The 14,039-nt window shown below is 73.0% G+C and carries 16 protein-coding genes and 1 pseudogene; 7 read left to right on the forward strand and 10 right to left on the reverse strand.

Going from position 1 to position 14,039, the window contains the following annotated elements:
* Window positions 1–137: 137 nt before the first annotated feature.
* Together KMS84_RS15990 and KMS84_RS15995 are read right to left on the reverse strand one after the other, a co-directional pair.
* The gene (locus KMS84_RS15990) at window positions 138–470 is read right to left on the reverse strand and encodes a hypothetical protein (protein ID WP_256916876.1); all 333 of its coding nucleotides are present in this window, start codon (window positions 468–470) and stop codon (window positions 138–140) included.
* 87 nt (window positions 471–557) lie between these two features.
* Window positions 558–1,091 (reverse strand): 2'-5' RNA ligase family protein, encoded by a 534-nt coding sequence (locus KMS84_RS15995; protein WP_256916877.1) that lies wholly within the window; start codon window positions 1,089–1,091, stop codon window positions 558–560.
* 312 nt (window positions 1,092–1,403) lie between these two features.
* Here KMS84_RS15995 and KMS84_RS16000 point away from each other — a divergent pair, with 312 nt between their 5' ends.
* Both KMS84_RS16000 and KMS84_RS16005 read left to right on the forward strand, forming a co-directional pair.
* Window positions 1,404–2,009: a dihydrofolate reductase family protein gene (locus KMS84_RS16000; RefSeq protein WP_256916878.1), complete on the forward strand. Its 606-nt coding sequence runs from the start codon at window positions 1,404–1,406 to the stop codon at window positions 2,007–2,009.
* A gap of 231 nt (window positions 2,010–2,240) precedes the next feature.
* On the forward strand, window positions 2,241–2,702 hold the full coding sequence (locus KMS84_RS16005; RefSeq protein WP_256916879.1) for a hypothetical protein: 462 nt from the start codon (window positions 2,241–2,243) through the stop codon (window positions 2,700–2,702).
* 130 nt (window positions 2,703–2,832) lie between these two features.
* Here the strand turns inward: KMS84_RS16005 and KMS84_RS16010 are convergent, their stop codons facing one another.
* Both KMS84_RS16010 and KMS84_RS16015 read right to left on the reverse strand, forming a co-directional pair.
* Entirely contained in the window at window positions 2,833–3,264 is a 432-nt protein-coding gene (locus tag KMS84_RS16010) for a cupin domain-containing protein (protein WP_256916880.1), read from the reverse strand.
* Between the two features lie 51 nt (window positions 3,265–3,315).
* On the reverse strand, window positions 3,316–3,783 hold the full coding sequence (locus tag KMS84_RS16015) for a winged helix-turn-helix transcriptional regulator (protein ID WP_256916881.1): 468 nt from the start codon (window positions 3,781–3,783) through the stop codon (window positions 3,316–3,318).
* A 91-nt stretch (window positions 3,784–3,874) separates the two neighbouring features.
* Here KMS84_RS16015 and KMS84_RS16020 point away from each other — a divergent pair, with 91 nt between their 5' ends.
* A complete protein-coding gene (locus KMS84_RS16020; protein WP_256916882.1) occupies window positions 3,875–4,375 on the forward strand; it encodes a PaaI family thioesterase in 501 nt (166 codons plus the stop codon).
* 27 nt (window positions 4,376–4,402) lie between these two features.
* Here KMS84_RS16020 and KMS84_RS16025 read toward each other — a convergent pair whose 3' ends face one another.
* The 3 genes from KMS84_RS16025 to KMS84_RS16035 form a co-directional block, all read right to left on the reverse strand.
* Complete coding sequence (locus KMS84_RS16025; protein WP_256916883.1) at window positions 4,403–4,597, reverse strand: hypothetical protein; 195 nt, start codon at window positions 4,595–4,597, stop codon at window positions 4,403–4,405.
* A 130-nt stretch (window positions 4,598–4,727) separates the two neighbouring features.
* Entirely contained in the window at window positions 4,728–7,184 is a 2,457-nt protein-coding gene (locus KMS84_RS16030; protein ID WP_256916884.1) for a SpoIIE family protein phosphatase, read from the reverse strand.
* Between the two features lie 139 nt (window positions 7,185–7,323).
* Window positions 7,324–7,851, reverse strand: coding sequence for an STM3941 family protein (locus KMS84_RS16035; protein ID WP_256916885.1), 528 nt, complete (start codon window positions 7,849–7,851; stop codon window positions 7,324–7,326).
* A gap of 177 nt (window positions 7,852–8,028) precedes the next feature.
* Here KMS84_RS16035 and KMS84_RS16040 point away from each other — a divergent pair, with 177 nt between their 5' ends.
* Entirely contained in the window at window positions 8,029–8,253 is a 225-nt protein-coding gene (locus KMS84_RS16040) for a hypothetical protein (protein WP_256916886.1), read from the forward strand.
* Window positions 8,254–8,383: 130 nt separating this feature from the next.
* On the opposite strand, the gene KMS84_RS16045 is transcribed toward KMS84_RS16040, so the two are convergent.
* The gene (locus tag KMS84_RS16045) at window positions 8,384–9,925 is read right to left on the reverse strand and encodes an NlpC/P60 family protein (RefSeq protein WP_256916887.1); all 1,542 of its coding nucleotides are present in this window, start codon (window positions 9,923–9,925) and stop codon (window positions 8,384–8,386) included.
* A gap of 374 nt (window positions 9,926–10,299) precedes the next feature.
* Here KMS84_RS16045 and KMS84_RS16050 point away from each other — a divergent pair, with 374 nt between their 5' ends.
* Window positions 10,300–10,527, forward strand: a complete 228-nt coding sequence (locus KMS84_RS16050; protein WP_256916888.1) for a hypervirulence associated TUDOR domain-containing protein — start codon at window positions 10,300–10,302, stop codon at window positions 10,525–10,527.
* Window positions 10,527–10,691, forward strand: a pseudogene (locus KMS84_RS16055) (DUF3140 domain-containing protein); the annotation flags it as partial. The gene KMS84_RS16050 and the pseudogene KMS84_RS16055, both read left to right, overlap by 1 nt.
* A 40-nt stretch (window positions 10,692–10,731) precedes the next feature.
* On the opposite strand, the gene KMS84_RS16060 reads toward KMS84_RS16055, so the two are convergent.
* Together KMS84_RS16060 and KMS84_RS16065 are read right to left on the reverse strand one after the other, a co-directional pair.
* Complete coding sequence (locus tag KMS84_RS16060) at window positions 10,732–11,340, reverse strand: DUF4383 domain-containing protein (RefSeq protein WP_256916889.1); 609 nt, start codon at window positions 11,338–11,340, stop codon at window positions 10,732–10,734.
* A 143-nt stretch (window positions 11,341–11,483) separates the two neighbouring features.
* Window positions 11,484–12,989 carry a cryptochrome/photolyase family protein gene (locus KMS84_RS16065; protein WP_256916916.1) on the reverse strand — a complete coding sequence of 502 codons (1,506 nt, stop codon included), beginning with the start codon at window positions 12,987–12,989 and terminating at the stop codon, window positions 11,484–11,486.
* A gap of 284 nt (window positions 12,990–13,273) precedes the next feature.
* On the opposite strand from KMS84_RS16065, the gene KMS84_RS16070 reads away from it, so the two are divergent.
* The gene (locus tag KMS84_RS16070; RefSeq protein ID WP_256916890.1) at window positions 13,274–13,906 is read left to right on the forward strand and encodes a hypothetical protein; all 633 of its coding nucleotides are present in this window, start codon (window positions 13,274–13,276) and stop codon (window positions 13,904–13,906) included.
* The last annotated feature ends 133 nt before the right edge of the window (window positions 13,907–14,039 follow it).

Raw genomic sequence — 14,039 nt, forward strand, 5'->3', positions numbered from 1 at the left:
GCGCCACCAACCGCACCGTCTCCGTGCCACGGGCCTCACCGTCCCCGTGCCACGAACCTCACCGCTCCCGCGACGCGAACCGCCTCCCGGTCCGCCGGCGTCGCCGTCTCCCGGCCCCTCCCGCATGATCACCATGGTCATTCCGAGTCCGCGTCGAGGCTCGTCAGCCCCTCCTCCCAGCGTCGGCGCCGCTCGGCGTCGGTCTGCTCCCACCAGGCGGCGCCGCGTTCGCCCAGCGCGACCTTCGCCCGCTGCACGCGGGCGCGCGCCTCCCGCTCGGCCCGCTCGTCCCCTCGCGTCATCGCCGAGCGGACCGCGCGGCGGGCCGACATGAGGTGACGGCGAAGACGAGCGGCGCTCTCCTCGGGGACGGAGGGATCCGTCGCGCGCCATTTCCGCCCCCGGATGACGACGAAGTGCCCGTCGGCCGTCGTCTCCGGTGACCCTTCTTCCGCTTCCACGCGCAGCATTCTGCCCACGCGGGGCGGTCGGCGCGCGCCGGCTCGTCCGACGAGGCGTGGCCCGCCGCTCACGTGCGCCACGGCCCCGAGGCCGCCTCAGGGGCGGGGCGCGAGCATCTCCAGGGCGCCGGTCTCGGTGTCGTAACTGCGCACAGCGGTGAGCCGGACCGACAACGGCGGCGCGGGCAGCAGTCCGGGGATCCGCCGGTCGGAGAAGGCCCCGGCGCGCCGGGTGCGGCCGAGGGTGACGTGCGGGCTCCAGCGTCCGGGCTCGTGGAAGGGGTTGAGGAGCTCGGGCGGGGTGTCCGACGCGACCGCCTCCCACACCCGGCGGTGCAGGGCCGCCAGAGCGGTGTCCAGGTCGAGTGCCCAGGCCAGCACCGAGGTGGGCCGCTCGAACCTGACCGCGCCCGTGAACCGCACCGGCAACGGCAGCAAGGCGGCCACCTCGGCGAGTTCCCAGCGGATCGGCGCGGTCAGCTCCGCGCAGGAGGCCAGGGTGAGGTGGGGACTGTTGGTGGGCGAGCGGTGGCGCGCCTGACTGGGCAGCCCCGCTTCCGCGAGCCGCCGCCAGGCGTCCCGGACGGCCGCGTCCGCCGCCTCGTCCAGCAGAACCTCGACCGTGCGCACGAGCGCAGCCTACCGAGGTCGGGCCCGGCGCCGACGCCGCGCGCCGCCTCGTCGTGGTGGACGGCCGCCGGAACCGCGACGGCCTCGGTGCCGGGCGCGGCGAGATCGCGCCGCCCGCGGCGCCGAGGCGGAGCGGCTTCCCGGGTGGCGGGCGCGTCCCGGCGAGGACACCATCGCGGAGACCGCCGAGAGCTCCTCGCCCACGGCCCCGCCCGGCCGGCGTCGTGCGGGGACGCCCCACGCTCCCCTGGACCTGCCCCCGATGAGTTCTCGGCGCTCGTGTCGTCTACCCGTCGACGAAAGGAGCGCACCATGCGCAAGATCATCGTTTGCACGTTCCTCACCCTGGACGGCGTCATGCAGGCGCCCGGCGGTCCGGACGAGGACACCGAGAGCGGCTTCGAGCACGGCGGCTGGCAGAAGCCGGTGAGCGACGACGAGGTCGGCGCCGCCATCGCCGGTTGGTACGAGCAGTCCGACGCGATGCTCCTCGGCCGCAAGACGTACGACATCTTCGCGTCCTACTGGCCGAACGCCGATCCCGGCAACCCGTTCACCGAGCGGATGAACACCATGCACAAGTACGTGGCGTCCCGGACCCTGACGTCCGTCGACTGGCAGAACTCCACGCTCCTGGAGGGCGACGTCGCCGACGCGGTGCGCGAGCTGAAGGCGTCCGACGGGGGGAACATCAACGTCGTCGGCAGCGGAGACCTGGCCCAGACCCTCATGCGGCACGGCCTGGTCGACGAGTTCCGGCTCACCGTCCATCCGGTGATCATCGGCACCGGCAAGCGGCTGTTCGCCGGCGGGGCGATCCCCACCGCGCTGGAGCCGGTGAGCGTCTCGACGACCAAGGGCGGCACCGTCGTCGGCGTGTACCGGACGAACGGCGAGCCCACCTACGACAGCTACTAGGCGACGGCCGCGACGGCTCCTGGGCGAGGCGGACGCCGCCCGAGGCCGCCCCCCGGTCGGCTCACAGCCGCCTCGCAAGATTTTCACAAGGTTCGTGGCGCACCGTTCGGTGGGCAACGCGACAGCCGCTGAGCCGGACCGGGACGACGACGCCCTCCAGGCGTCGGGATCGCGGTCCGTCCGGCACGGCGTTGACTCCCCACCTGTACATGCCACCGAAAAGGAACCCCTGTGAAGAAGCCCCGTATGGGTCGCGTGATCGCGGCCTCGGCCGTGCTGATCAGCAGCGGCGCCGTCGTCTTCGTCCCCGCGTCGGCGGCCTCGGCCACCGAGGACGACTGCGACGGCATCGGCGTCATCGGCCGCTTCAGGGCCGTCGAGTCCGGAGCGTCGTTCGACTTCCACGGCCGCCGCGTCGAGTTGCAGAACGAGTCGGCGCTCGACCGCTACAGCCGCGCGGAGATCAAGTCCGGCCGCCAGTCCGGCGACCGGCTGTGGGTCGACCGCAGCTTCCACTCGTTCCCCGACTTCAAGGGCATCGTCAGCGACCAGCAGGCGAAGAGCGAGGGCTGGAAGATGTGCGGCCCCTACACCGGCAGCCGCACGCAGTCCGTCTTCAACTCGAACTTCGCCGCCCGCGCGTGCGCCGAGATCGACGGCGTCACCAAGTGCGGCAAGTGGTACGTGGACTGACCGGACCGACCTGGACGGACATGTCCGGTCCCGGTGGCGGGGCGCCGACGGCGCCCCGCCGTGTCACGGCATCCTGCCGCGACCTGCACGACGACGACCTACGCCCCGCGCCGGGTGCTCTCGCGGCCCGTCACGCCATCTCGAAGTCCTCGTAGTCGAAGCCCGGGGCGACGACGCAGGACACCAGCACCGGCTGATCACCGGCCGGCCGCGCGGTCTGCCAGACGCCGGCCGGCACGAGGAGTTGCGGCTGCTGCCCGTGCGCGACGTCCGGTCCGAGGGAAGCGACGGTCTCCTCCTGCGGCGCGGCTCCGTTCCCGCCGAGCCGCAGCGTCAGCGCGCCGCCCCGGTGCCACAGCCACAGCTCGTCCGAACGCACCCGATGCCAACGGGACTCCTCGCCCGGGTGCAGGAGGAAGTAGATGCCGGTCGCGAAGGGGCGCGGCCCCGGGTACCCGTCCGGAACCGCCGTCGGCCCGGTTCGCCACGTCTGCCGGAACCACCCGCCCTCGACGTGCGGCTCCAGCCCCAGAAGACCCACCAGTTCGGAAATCTCACCCATGGGCAGTCATGGTGCCCCACGGTCCGCCCGGCCGCGTCCCTTGCGGAGCGTCTACGACCGCGGCCGGGCGCCGGGTCCCAGCCGGGCGGTGACCTGCCCGGGCGCGAGGGCGGAATGCTCCTGCGAGCAGGCGACGACGACGCGGACAGGAGCGTCGCAGCCGGTGTGCCGCACGTCCAGCACGGGGCCCTCGGCGCCGACGGCGTACGCCTCGCCCCACTGGCCGAGCGCCATCAGGACCGGCCACAGGTCCCAGCCCTTGCGGGTCAGGCGGTATTCGTTGCGCGAGCGGCTGCCCGGCTCCCGGTACGGCACGGTCCTGAGGATCTCCGCCGCGACCAGCTTGCGCAGACGGTCGCTGAGCACGGCCTCGGACAGGCCGATGTGGCGGTGGAAGTCGTCGAAGCGGCGGACGCCGTTGACCGCGTCGCGCAGGATCAGCAACGTCCACTTCTCTCCCACCACGTCGAGCGTGCGCTGGATGGGGCAGTTCTCCGTGCTCGCCTCAAGCCACTCCATACCGCCATCGTAGAGCCAGGCTTCGTCATTGACAGCCAGATGTTCCCGGGCTAGCTTCGCTGGAAGAAGCCAGATGGGAGGGCGCTCGGCCGTGGGGCGATCACGTACGTACCAATGGGAAGATCCCGCGCTGCTCGCGGAAGCCGCCGGACGCATGTCCGGCATCGACTTCCTGCGGGCGTTGCAGTCGGGGCGGCTGCCGGGGCCGCCCATCAACCACACCGTCGACTTCGCGCTGGACGAGGTGGAGCCCGGCAGGGCCGTCTTCTCCCTGACGCCCGGCGAGGAGCACTACAACCCGATCGGCAGCGTGCACGGCGGCATCTTCGCCACCCTGCTCGACTCGGCGGCGGGATGCGCCGTGCAGACGACCCTCCCGCCCGGCATGGCGTACACCTCGCTCGATCTGACGGTGAAGTTCCTGCGGCGCATCACCGTGGAGACGGGCAGGGTGCGCGCCGTCGGCACGGTGGTCCACGAGGGGCGTCGAACCGCCCTCGCGCAGGCGCAGTTGGTCGACGACCGGGACCGCCTGCTCGCCCACGCCACCAGCAGCTGCCTCCTCTTCCCGGTCCCGCCCGCCCAGGCGTGAGCCTGCGCGGCGGGTGCCCGGAGCGGCTCAGACCGCCTTGCTCGTGACGAGCTGGGCGAAGGAGTCCATGCACGGAGGACAGTGCCGTGCCTGCTCATCCTGCGTGATGTCCGCTCGCTCGCTGAGCTGTTGCCCGCACAGGGCGAAGGCCGCCTGCTTCGCGGTGACGTGCCAGACGACGGCGCTGCCGTGCTGGTTGGGTCCAGGACGCATCTCGTACATGATTGGCCTCCTTGACGGGATGCCTTTCTCCTCCCAGGAGACCCCGTCCGAGGCACTTACGCCGCACGGGCGGGGGCCGATCGGGTGACGCTCACGAAAGCCCGGGGACCAACGGCCCCGGCCGTCGTGCTCAGGGCCGGCCGCGCTCGGGAAGGGATTGAGCGCACCAGATGGTCTTGCCCTCGGGCGTCTGCCGGGTGCCCCATCCCTGGGTGAGCTGAGCGACGAGCAGCAGGCCCCGGCCGCCCTCGTCGAAGGCGCGGGCCCGGCGCAGGTGCGGAGCGGTGCTGCTGGCGTCGGAGACCTCGCAGATCAGCGAAGTGTCGCGGATCAGCCGCAGTCTGATCGGCGGCCGGCCGTAGCGGATGGCGTTGGTGACCAGCTCGCTCACGACCAGTTCGGTGACGAACGCCGCCTCCTCCAGCCCCCAGGCGTCCACCTGGTCGACGGCGAACTTCCTGGCGCGGGGCACCTGTTCGGGGTCGGGTTCCACGTCCCAGTCGGCGACGTGGTGGCGTGCCAGGGCGTGGGTGCGGGCGAGCAGCAGGGCCGCGTCGTCGGTGCGGCGATCGGGCAGCATGGCGTCGATCACCGCGTCGCACAGGGCGTCGAGCGAGGTGGCCGCGTGGTTCAGCGCGTGCCGCAGTTCGGCGGTGCGCCGGTCGACGTCGCGCTCGCGGCTTTCCAGCAGCCCGTCGGTGTAGAGGGCGAGCAGGCTGCCCTCCGGGACTTCGAGCTCGGTGGCCTCGAACGGCAGCCCGCCGATGCCGAGCGGCGGCCCGGGATGGGCCGGCACCGGGATCCCGGTGCCGTCCGGGGCGACGACCAGCGGGAGCGGATGCCCGGCGCTCGCCACGGTGAGGCGGCGGGAGACGGGATCGTAGACGGCGTACAGGCAGGTGGCGCCGGTCTCGCCGGTCGGCTGGAAGTGACGGTCGGCTCGGAGGTCGGCGGCGAGGTGCAGGACCAGGTCGTCCAGATGCGTCAGCAGCTCGTCGGGGGGCAGGTCGACGTCGGCGAGCGTGCGCACCGCCGTGCGCAGTCGGCCCATGCTGGCCGAGGCGTGCAGGCCGTGGCCGACGACGTCGCCGACGACCAGGGCGACCCGGGCGCCGGACAGCGGAATGACGTCGAACCAGTCGCCGCCCACCTCCGTGCCGGTCCCGCCCGGCAGGTAGCGGGACGCCACCTCGACGGCCTCCTGGTTCGGCAGTCCCTGCGGCAGAAGGCTGCGTTGCAGGGTCAGCGCGGTGGTCCGCTCGCGCGAGTAGCGCCGCGCGTTGTCGATGGCCACGGCCGCCTTGGCGGCGAGCTCCTCGGCGAGGATCAGATCGTCGGCGGTGAACGCCTCGGGCCGTGCGCTGCGGGAGAACGTGACGACGCCGAGCAGCGCGCCGCCCCGCAGCGGCACGGTGATCCGGCCGGTCAGCCCTTGTGCGGCGAGGGACGCGTCGATCACCGGGTTGCCCGCCGGCCAGTGGGCCGGGTCGGCGGCGAGCCCGGGCCCGAAGGCCCACTCGCCGCCCTCGCCGGGCTCGGCGGCGAGCTCGACCGTCGACCTGCCGGTGACCATGCACCGGGCGGCGACGGAAGCGGGCGGGTGGGCGACCCGTGCCGGGGGGCCGGAACCCGGGCCGGCGGCGCCCTCGCCCTCGTCCGCGCCGTGTCGGGCGGCACGGCTGAGCTCGATCGTCTCCGCGGACGCGAACGCCGCCACGGAGGGCGGTTCCTCGCCGCGCAGCACCTCGTCGAAGAGGTCCACGCACACGAGGTCGACGAATCCCGGTACGGGGGTGTCGGCCAGCTCCCGGGCGGTGCCGACGACGTCGAGGGTCCGGCCGATGCCGCTGCCGGCCCGGTTGAGGAGGAGCAGGCGTTGCCGGGCCCAGTACTCGGCGCTCATGTCGAAGCCCCAGTTGGCGACGGCACGGACCTGGCCGTCGGCATCCCGGACGGGCCAGATGCTGGTGGCCCAGGCGTTGGCGTAGTCGCTGCCGCGGGGGTGGAACACGGTGATCAGGCGCGCGGGACGGCCCGTCCGCGCCACTTCGGAGAGCTTGTCGGTGTAGGGCTTGTCGTCCCTCTCGGGAAACAGCGAGCGGTCGAACTCGGGAAGCACCTCGCGGTACTTCTTGCCGAGCACCTGTTCCTCGGAGTGCGCGATCACCCGGCCCGAGGACGCGTTGATCCACAGGAACCGCAGCTCAGGATCGTAGACGCCCAGGGCGAACGGACACTGCTCGAAGGCCAGGTCGGCGATCACCGGGCGGCGGCCCCACCGCTGGAACGTCACCACGTGGCCGAACGCCCCCTCGGGGCCGGTCAGCGGGTGAGCCGTCACCACGGCGTCCACCGTGGAACCGTCCCGGTGGCGCAGGGGCACGAACCCCGTCGTGTCGGGGTCGGAGCCGTAGCCCTCGGGAAAGCCGGGCGGCGGGGGATCGACCAGCAGGTCGGCGACGGGGCGGCCGACGGTGTCCCGAGCCGTCCAGCCGAGCAGCTGCCGGCCTTCCTCGCTCCAGCAGCTCACCACGCCGTCCGGGTCCACCACGACCACGGCGGTGGGCATGTCCTGCGTTCCTGCCATCTCCACGCACCACGCCTCCGTCCGGACAGCCACGCCCGCCAAGGCTGGTTCCCAGCACTGTTCCCAGCCTAGAGCGGCCCCTGTCCCGCGGCGCTCCGGCGGACGCGTTCGAGTACCGGGCGTCCGGCGGGCCGTGCGCTCAGTACCGCACGGCGAGTCCGGGGCAATGGGTCCGCATCGCGTCGAGGACCGCCTCGGGCGGCACGGGCAACGTGTTCACAGCCATGCCGGCCGGTCCGAAGCCGAGTCGTGCGTTCATGGACGCGGTGTTGCGGACAAGCCGGGGCGCCCGCGCGAGATAGGCGTCCGGATCGTGCAGCACCAGCTCGATGAACGTCTGCGAGGCGTTGCGCACCCGCTGCTCGCGTATCCGCACGAGGGCTATCTCCTCCCAGCGGAACCGTCCCAGGCTGACGTGCTCCACTCCCGCGTCGTCCAGCACCAGCTCCGGGCGGTCGCGGATCAGCCGCAGGGCGATGAGCACCGCGCAGGCCCCGAAGAAGGGCACGGCCAGCGCCCCCGCCACCGTCATCTTCACGGTCGAGTGGACGACCAGGAAGCCCGTGCCCAGGGCGACGAAGACGAGCGCGCCGGCCAGCAGCGCCCACACGCGGCCCTTGGCGAGCGGGTAGACCGTCGGGGGCAGCGGAACACCGTTTTTGATCACGGGCTCAGACGATAGGGCCTCGCCGGGCGCCCCGGCCGGAATCGCGTGCTCAGTTCTTGCTCAAATGCTTTCCCGGACGGCGGGTCGCCCGGTGATGATCATAAGCAGGCCGGGCAGGAGCGACGGAGTGCTGAGGGCCCAGCCACCGTGTTGGGCGGGACAAAGGGGATGGATGTCATGGCCAAAGCGGTGCGGGCCTCGTTGGGCGAGCTGTGGATCACGTGTCAGGTCTGCGAGAGCGACCGTTTCCGGGAACGGGGCGTGAAGCTCAACAGCACCGGCGGGGAGATGTTCAATCTGGCCTGGGCCGACGAGACCGCCACCGGGCTCATCTGCATGCGGTGCGGTTTCGTGCACCTCTTCGTCAACCGGGAGATACGACTGCACCGCGTCAAGGACTGATGCCGCCGCCGCGTCGCGCGTCGGCCGGCCCGTCGACGGCCGACGCGCGCAGCGGGACGGCGGGCGGACCGCCGGCGGCCGGCCGTGGGGCCGGCGCCGGAGGTCCGCTGCCGTCGTCCGCCGCCCGTGGTCAGAACCAGTCGGTGCAGACGACCGTGTCGCTGTCCCCGGGGCTGCCGCAGGCCCGCATCACCACGTTGTGGTCGTTCCACTCGGTGGTGAACACGTCCGAGCCGCTGGTGATCCTGGTGAAGCCGAGCTGGTCCCAGGACTGGCCCCCGGTGAGGCTGCGGTCGACCCAGACCTCGTCGCCGGACGCTCCGCCGGTGATCCGTCCCCAGGCGCACTCGGTGGTGTCGCTGTAGCGCAGTTCGATGAGCCGGCCCGCGACGGACACCGAGCGCGGCGAGCGGGCGCCCGTGCCGTCGGGGGCTCCGCCGTCGGTGCAGCCCGCCACGGCGGGGCCCCCGCCGAGCGCGCCGCCGGCGCAGTCGGGAACCCCGGGCAGCACGGCCGGGCCCTTGAGGTAGATGTTGGTGATCCAGCCGCCGTAGTCGGGCAGGTACGACCAGACCGTGTTGACCAGGCCCTCCGCGTTGACGACGTCACCGTGCTGCTGGCAGGAGACGCGCACCGACGTCTCGCCGCCGATGGTCTGCCGCACGGCGGCGCCGAGCGTGGGCCGGGAGCGCACGTTCACCCCGTCGCCCCAGGTGGTGAACCGTCCGTCGCCGCCGCTTCCGGCGACCGGGCCTCCGCTCAGGCAGTCGGGGACGCCCGGCAGCGCGGCGGGGCCTCGCACGTAGATGTTGGTGATCCAGGCGTCGTACCCGGGCAGGTACGACCACAGGTCGTTGGTGATCCCCTCGGCCGTGATCGACTCGCCGTGCGTCTGGCAGGAGATCTTCACCTGGGTGGGACCCGGGAAGGTGTGCTGCACCGTCGATCCGCGGCGCGGTTCGTTCCCCGCGCGGACCCACTCGCCCCACGTGCTGAAGAGCTGGCCGGGGAGGCCGGAGTTGTCGGGCGAGGCGGAGTCGGAGCCCTCGCCCGGCCTGATCGCCCCCACGTAGATGCTGCTGCTGTGCGAGCTGAAGTCGGCGACCTGGAGGGGGTGCTGGGACTCCGCCGCCTCCACGATCTTGCCGTCGCCGAGGTAGATCGCGGTGTGCGTGGTGCTCATCCACACCAGGAACCGGCTGGCCTTCCAGAACAGCACGTCGCCCGGCTTGAGATGGGTTGTGCCGTCGCTGCCCGAGAAGCGGACCGGCCAGTAACGGTCGAAGACGTCCGACGTCGTTCCGGGCCCCAGGATGTCGCGGCCGGTGGCCACCGACCATGCCCAGCGCGTCAGCCCCGAGCAGTCGAAGCCGACGACGTTGCCGTCGTTCCACGCCTCGTCGCCGCCGCCGTCCGGAGTCCCGTGCGTCTTGCCGGGCACGGGGCCGTGGCCGCCTCCCCACGAGTACATGGTGCCGGCCGCGACCTCGTCGCAGGCCGCCTTCACGGCGAGCGCTCCCTGGACGCTGGTCTCCCCGTAGGCCCGGCAGTCGCCCGTGGCGTGCGCGGGCGCGGCCGGCAGGACCACGAGGCCGAGGGCCAGCAGCGCGCAAGCCACCAGGGCGCGCAGCAGCCCCGGCCACATCGGCCCCGCGCGCAGATGTCCGTTCATGAATTTCCCCCTCCGGCGGGACACCCGCCGTTGTCCGTGCGGAGCGGATTCCGCGCCGGCGAGGTCGAGGCTAACCGATGGCCGGGACATGCCAACTCGATGCCGCGGGACGTCCCTCGACTCGCAGCGCCGGAACGCGCGCTCCGCGGCACCTCTCCGCACTTCTCCGTGCCTCGCCGTCCGTTGTCCCCCGGTCGACCGCCGTCGCCCGCACGTCGTCACCGGGCCCCCCGCCCGCCGTCCGCGGATGCGGGAAGGGCGCCACGGCGCGACGGTGGGAACCAGGACGAGGCCGGACGGGCCGGGCGGCCGCTCCGCGGTCCTTGTGCCCCCATCGCGCCCGGCCCGTCGCCATCCGTCGCGAGAGGACCGCCATGCCCGAGAAGGACGACCTGAGCAAGGGCGACGAGGTGACGTGGAAGAGCCACGGCCAGGACGTCCCCGGAAAGGTCAAGAAGAAGATCACCGGGCGCACCGAGGCCGCCGGCCGCACCGTCGACGCCTCGCCCGAGGAGCCGCAGTACGAGGTCGAGAGCGACAAGTCCGGACGCTCGGCCGTGCACAAGCCCGATGCGCTGCGCAAGAAGGGCCGCCGTTCCTGATGGCGGACGACGGGCACCGGGGCGATCGTGACGAGACGGCCCGCCAGTTCCACGAGGCCGTCCACGTGACCGCGGGAGGGCTGGAGAAGTGGCCGGCCACCGAGGAGTCGGCGGGCGTCGGGCAGAGCGACGGCGGCGAAAGCGCCGGACGCTCCTCGGGCCGGCGCATCGTCCGGCGGCCGGCGCGGGCGCGGGCCCGGCGGTTCACCGGGCCGTGCGCCCCTCGGCGGACCCGGAGGAGGGCAGGGCCGTCGGGGCCGCGGGGCCGACGCCGCCGGCAGCCGTTCGGGTCGGCTCGTCGGGTCCGACGGGTCCGACGAGGCGTCGGCGGGCCTGGGACCGCCGCTCCTCCTCAGCCGCGTGGCGGCGTCGCCAGTAGGGGTTGTCGTGCGGAAGCCCGCCGGAGACCCGCCCGTACATGCCGAACGTCAGGACGATCAGTCCCATGACGAAGCTGAACATCACGTTGGCCATGCCGAAGTCCAGGATGTTGGCCGACCGGTCCAGCACCGCGAGATGGACGAAGCCGCTCAGCAGGAACAGCGTGCCGACGACCATGTTGAGCGTCGAGGCGGCGTTGCCCCCGACGAAGGCCCCCGCGATCAGGGCGAGGCCGAAGACGACGGAGACGAGGCTGAGAAGGCCGTTGGTCGACATGCCGGCGAGGTGCCGGCCGTCCGTGTCGAAGGGGCTCAGCCGGTCGGCGAAGCCCAGGGTGCCGAACACCAGCAGGATGAGGCCGCACAGCGCGGCGCCGTAGCGGTAGACCGTGGCCAGCTTGTGATCGACGGGAAGTTCGTCGCTCAGCTTCATGGAAGTTCCTCTCGAAGTGGGGTCCCCCTCGCAGCCGCGCCGTTCACCGCGGCTCCCGTCTCCGTCTTCGCCTCGTACGCGGCGCATGGTTGCACGGCAGACGGGTGAATCGGTGCGCCCCGGAGCGCGGCGCCCGCGACGGCTCACGGCGGGCCGTCCCCGCGTCGCCTCTCCTGGTCGAGCAGGTCGTCGAGATCCTTCAGCCGGTCCAGTCCGCGCACCGCCTGTGACATGCGCGGATTGCGCTCGAGCCGGGCACGGTGGCGATGCAGGAAGGCCCAGTACCCGGCGGTGAACGGACAGGCGCCGGCGCCGGCTCGCACGCTCGGGCGGTAGGCGCACGGACCGCAGAAGTCGCTCATGCGGTTCACGTACGCGCCGCCCGAGGTGTACGGCTTGGTCGTCATCCGTCCGCCGTCCGCGTACTGGGACATGCCGACGACGTTCGGCAGCATCACCCAGTCGTAGCCGTCGACGAAGCAGCGGTGGAACCAGTCGGTCACCGCCGCCGGGTCCCAGCCGCGCTGGAGCGCGTGACTGCCGAGCAGCATCAGGCGGGGGATGTGGTGGGTCCAGCCCGTGTCGCGCACCTGCGCGAGGACGGTGGACAGACAGCGCGCGGTGACGGCGTCGGCGTCCAGGTCGAGGAACCAGTCGGGCAGCGGCGCGTGGTGCCCCAGGGCGTTGCCCCGCCGGTAGTCCTCGCCGAAGTACCAGTACAGCTGCCACACGTACTCGCGCCACCCGGCGATCTGCCGCACGAACCCCTCGACGCTGTTGACCGGCGCGTCGCCGCGGCGCCAGGCCTCCTCCGCGAGGCCGACGCACTCCGCGGGGTCGAGGAGCCCGAGGTTCAGCGACGAGGACAGCAGGCTGTGACTGAGCACCGGGTCACCGGCGAGCATGGCGTCCTCGTGCGGGCCGAAGCCGGCGAGCCGGTGGGCGACGAAGCGGCGCAGGGCGCTGCGGGCCTCACGCCGTGAGGCGGGGAACAGCCGCGGTCCGTCACGGCCCACGAACGACACCTCTCCCGAGCGTTCCCACCGGTCCAGGTCGTGTCGCACCTCGTCGTCCACGCCGTCCTCGTGGGGACGGTAGGGGGCCGGCGCCCCCAGCGTGCGCGCCCCGCCGGGAGGGGCCTCCCGGTTGGCGTGATCGTGGTTCCAGCGCCCGCCCGCCGGCTCCTCGCCGTTCATCAGCAGGTCGTGGCCGCGGCGCACCCAGCGGTAGAAGTCCTCCTGCCGCAGGCGTTCGCCGCCGTGGCCGTCGGCCCAGGCCCGGAAGTCGTCGTGCGGGACGAGGAAGCCTCGCGCGGGAAGCACCCGCACGCCGTCCATGGCCCGTACGAGTCCGAGGGCCGCCCGGGAGGTCGGGTGGTGCACGGTCAGCGGAGCGGAGCCGACCGCTTCGCGCACCCCCGCGCGGTACGTGTCCGCCTTGACGTAGCGCACGCGGTCGCCGAGTTCGGCCGCCCGGTGGCGCATGGCGGACAGCAGGAGGTGGGCCTTGGCGCGGTGGAAGCGGCGACGGCGGAAGACCGACCGCGCCTCGATCATCACGACGGGCGCGTCGCGGTCCGGGCCGTCCTGGCCGGGAGTCAGGAAGTGCGGTCCGAGCTGGTCCCCGAAGAGCCAGTGCGCGGTGGTCACGGGCGGGGGCCGGGCGTGACCGGCGGGGGTGCGGTGATCATTGCGTGGCTCCATGGGGTGTCGAAGGCGTCCACAGGGAGGTTGCACCGGCGAGGCGTCCGCGGATGCACGGCGAACGGGTGATGTGCCCGTGCCCGTCTCCTCGCGCGGGCGGGCGCGGGCGGGGAACGTGCGCCGCGTCCGGGCCGAGGGGCGGGATCAGGCCAGTCGTGGACTCGGCCCACCGGGGGTCCACAGGAGCGTTAGCGTGTCATGCCTATGACATTGAAGGGACAACGGTGCACATGAACGGATCCACCTCACGCACGCCGACCCGTGTGGGCCTCGCCCTCGGCGCGGCGCTGGTGTCGTCGCTGCTCTGCACGCCGGCGACCGCGGCAGCGCCCGAGGACGCCGGCCGGGGCCCGGCCGCCGCCCCGCGTGCGCACGGCGAACGGGCCTGTCCCGTCGTCTACTTCGACCTGGGGGAGACCCTGGTCCACACCGCCGAGGACGGCAGCACCGCCTACCTGCCCGGGGCCGCCTCCTACCTGCGGACCCTGCGCCGACACCACGTCAGGGTCGGCCTGATCACCAACGTCCCGCCCTCCTGGGGCGCGACCGACGCCGCGCGCGCCGCCCGGCTCCGGGCGGAGGTCGACGCGACGTGGCGGGGTCCGGTGGCCTTCGCCTGGGCGGACTTCGGCGACCGGATCCGCACGCCGCGCACCGAGGCCGAACGCAAGCCCGCCCCGGCCCTGTGGGAGCGCGCCAGGGAGGAATCGGCCGGCTGTAGGGTCGTCTACCAGGCGGAGACGGCCCAGGAGGTGTCCGTGGCCTCCTCGCTGGGCTTCGTCTCGTACCAGGTCGGCCTGCCGCACCGGCCCGCGTTCCTCCCGGCGGGAGTGGTCGAACGGCTCGGCCGCTGCCCCGCATGACGCAGAAGCAGCAGCCGAAGTCCCGGAGCGGTAGCGGTAGCGGTAGCGGGTGCCGGAGTCGCACCCGCACCCGCCCATGCGCATGCAGGAGGGGCCGCCTGGCGTCGCGGGCCCGTGATCGGACCTGATCCGC

The organism is Streptomyces hilarionis (genome assembly GCF_024539675.1).
GTDB classification, from domain to species: domain Bacteria; phylum Actinomycetota; class Actinomycetes; order Streptomycetales; family Streptomycetaceae; genus Streptomyces; species Streptomyces hilarionis.

Coding starts and splice junctions, on each gene's coding strand:
- KMS84_RS15990 (WP_256916876.1), bottom strand. CDS start 470: ATGCTGCGCGTGGAAGCGGAAGAAGGGTCACCGGAGACGACGGCCGAC.
- KMS84_RS16000 (WP_256916878.1), top strand. CDS start 1,404: ATGCGCAAGATCATCGTTTGCACGTTCCTCACCCTGGACGGCGTCATG.
- KMS84_RS16010 (WP_256916880.1), bottom strand. CDS start 3,264: ATGGGTGAGATTTCCGAACTGGTGGGTCTTCTGGGGCTGGAGCCGCAC.
- KMS84_RS16015 (WP_256916881.1), bottom strand. CDS start 3,783: ATGGAGTGGCTTGAGGCGAGCACGGAGAACTGCCCCATCCAGCGCACG.
- KMS84_RS16025 (WP_256916883.1), bottom strand. CDS start 4,597: ATGTACGAGATGCGTCCTGGACCCAACCAGCACGGCAGCGCCGTCGTC.
- KMS84_RS16030 (WP_256916884.1), bottom strand. CDS start 7,184: ATGGCAGGAACGCAGGACATGCCCACCGCCGTGGTCGTGGTGGACCCG.
- KMS84_RS16040 (WP_256916886.1), top strand. CDS start 8,029: ATGGCCAAAGCGGTGCGGGCCTCGTTGGGCGAGCTGTGGATCACGTGT.
- KMS84_RS16045 (WP_256916887.1), bottom strand. CDS start 9,925: ATGAACGGACATCTGCGCGCGGGGCCGATGTGGCCGGGGCTGCTGCGC.
- KMS84_RS16050 (WP_256916888.1), top strand. CDS start 10,300: ATGCCCGAGAAGGACGACCTGAGCAAGGGCGACGAGGTGACGTGGAAG.
- KMS84_RS16060 (WP_256916889.1), bottom strand. CDS start 11,340: ATGAAGCTGAGCGACGAACTTCCCGTCGATCACAAGCTGGCCACGGTC.
- KMS84_RS16070 (WP_256916890.1), top strand. CDS start 13,274: ATGAACGGATCCACCTCACGCACGCCGACCCGTGTGGGCCTCGCCCTC.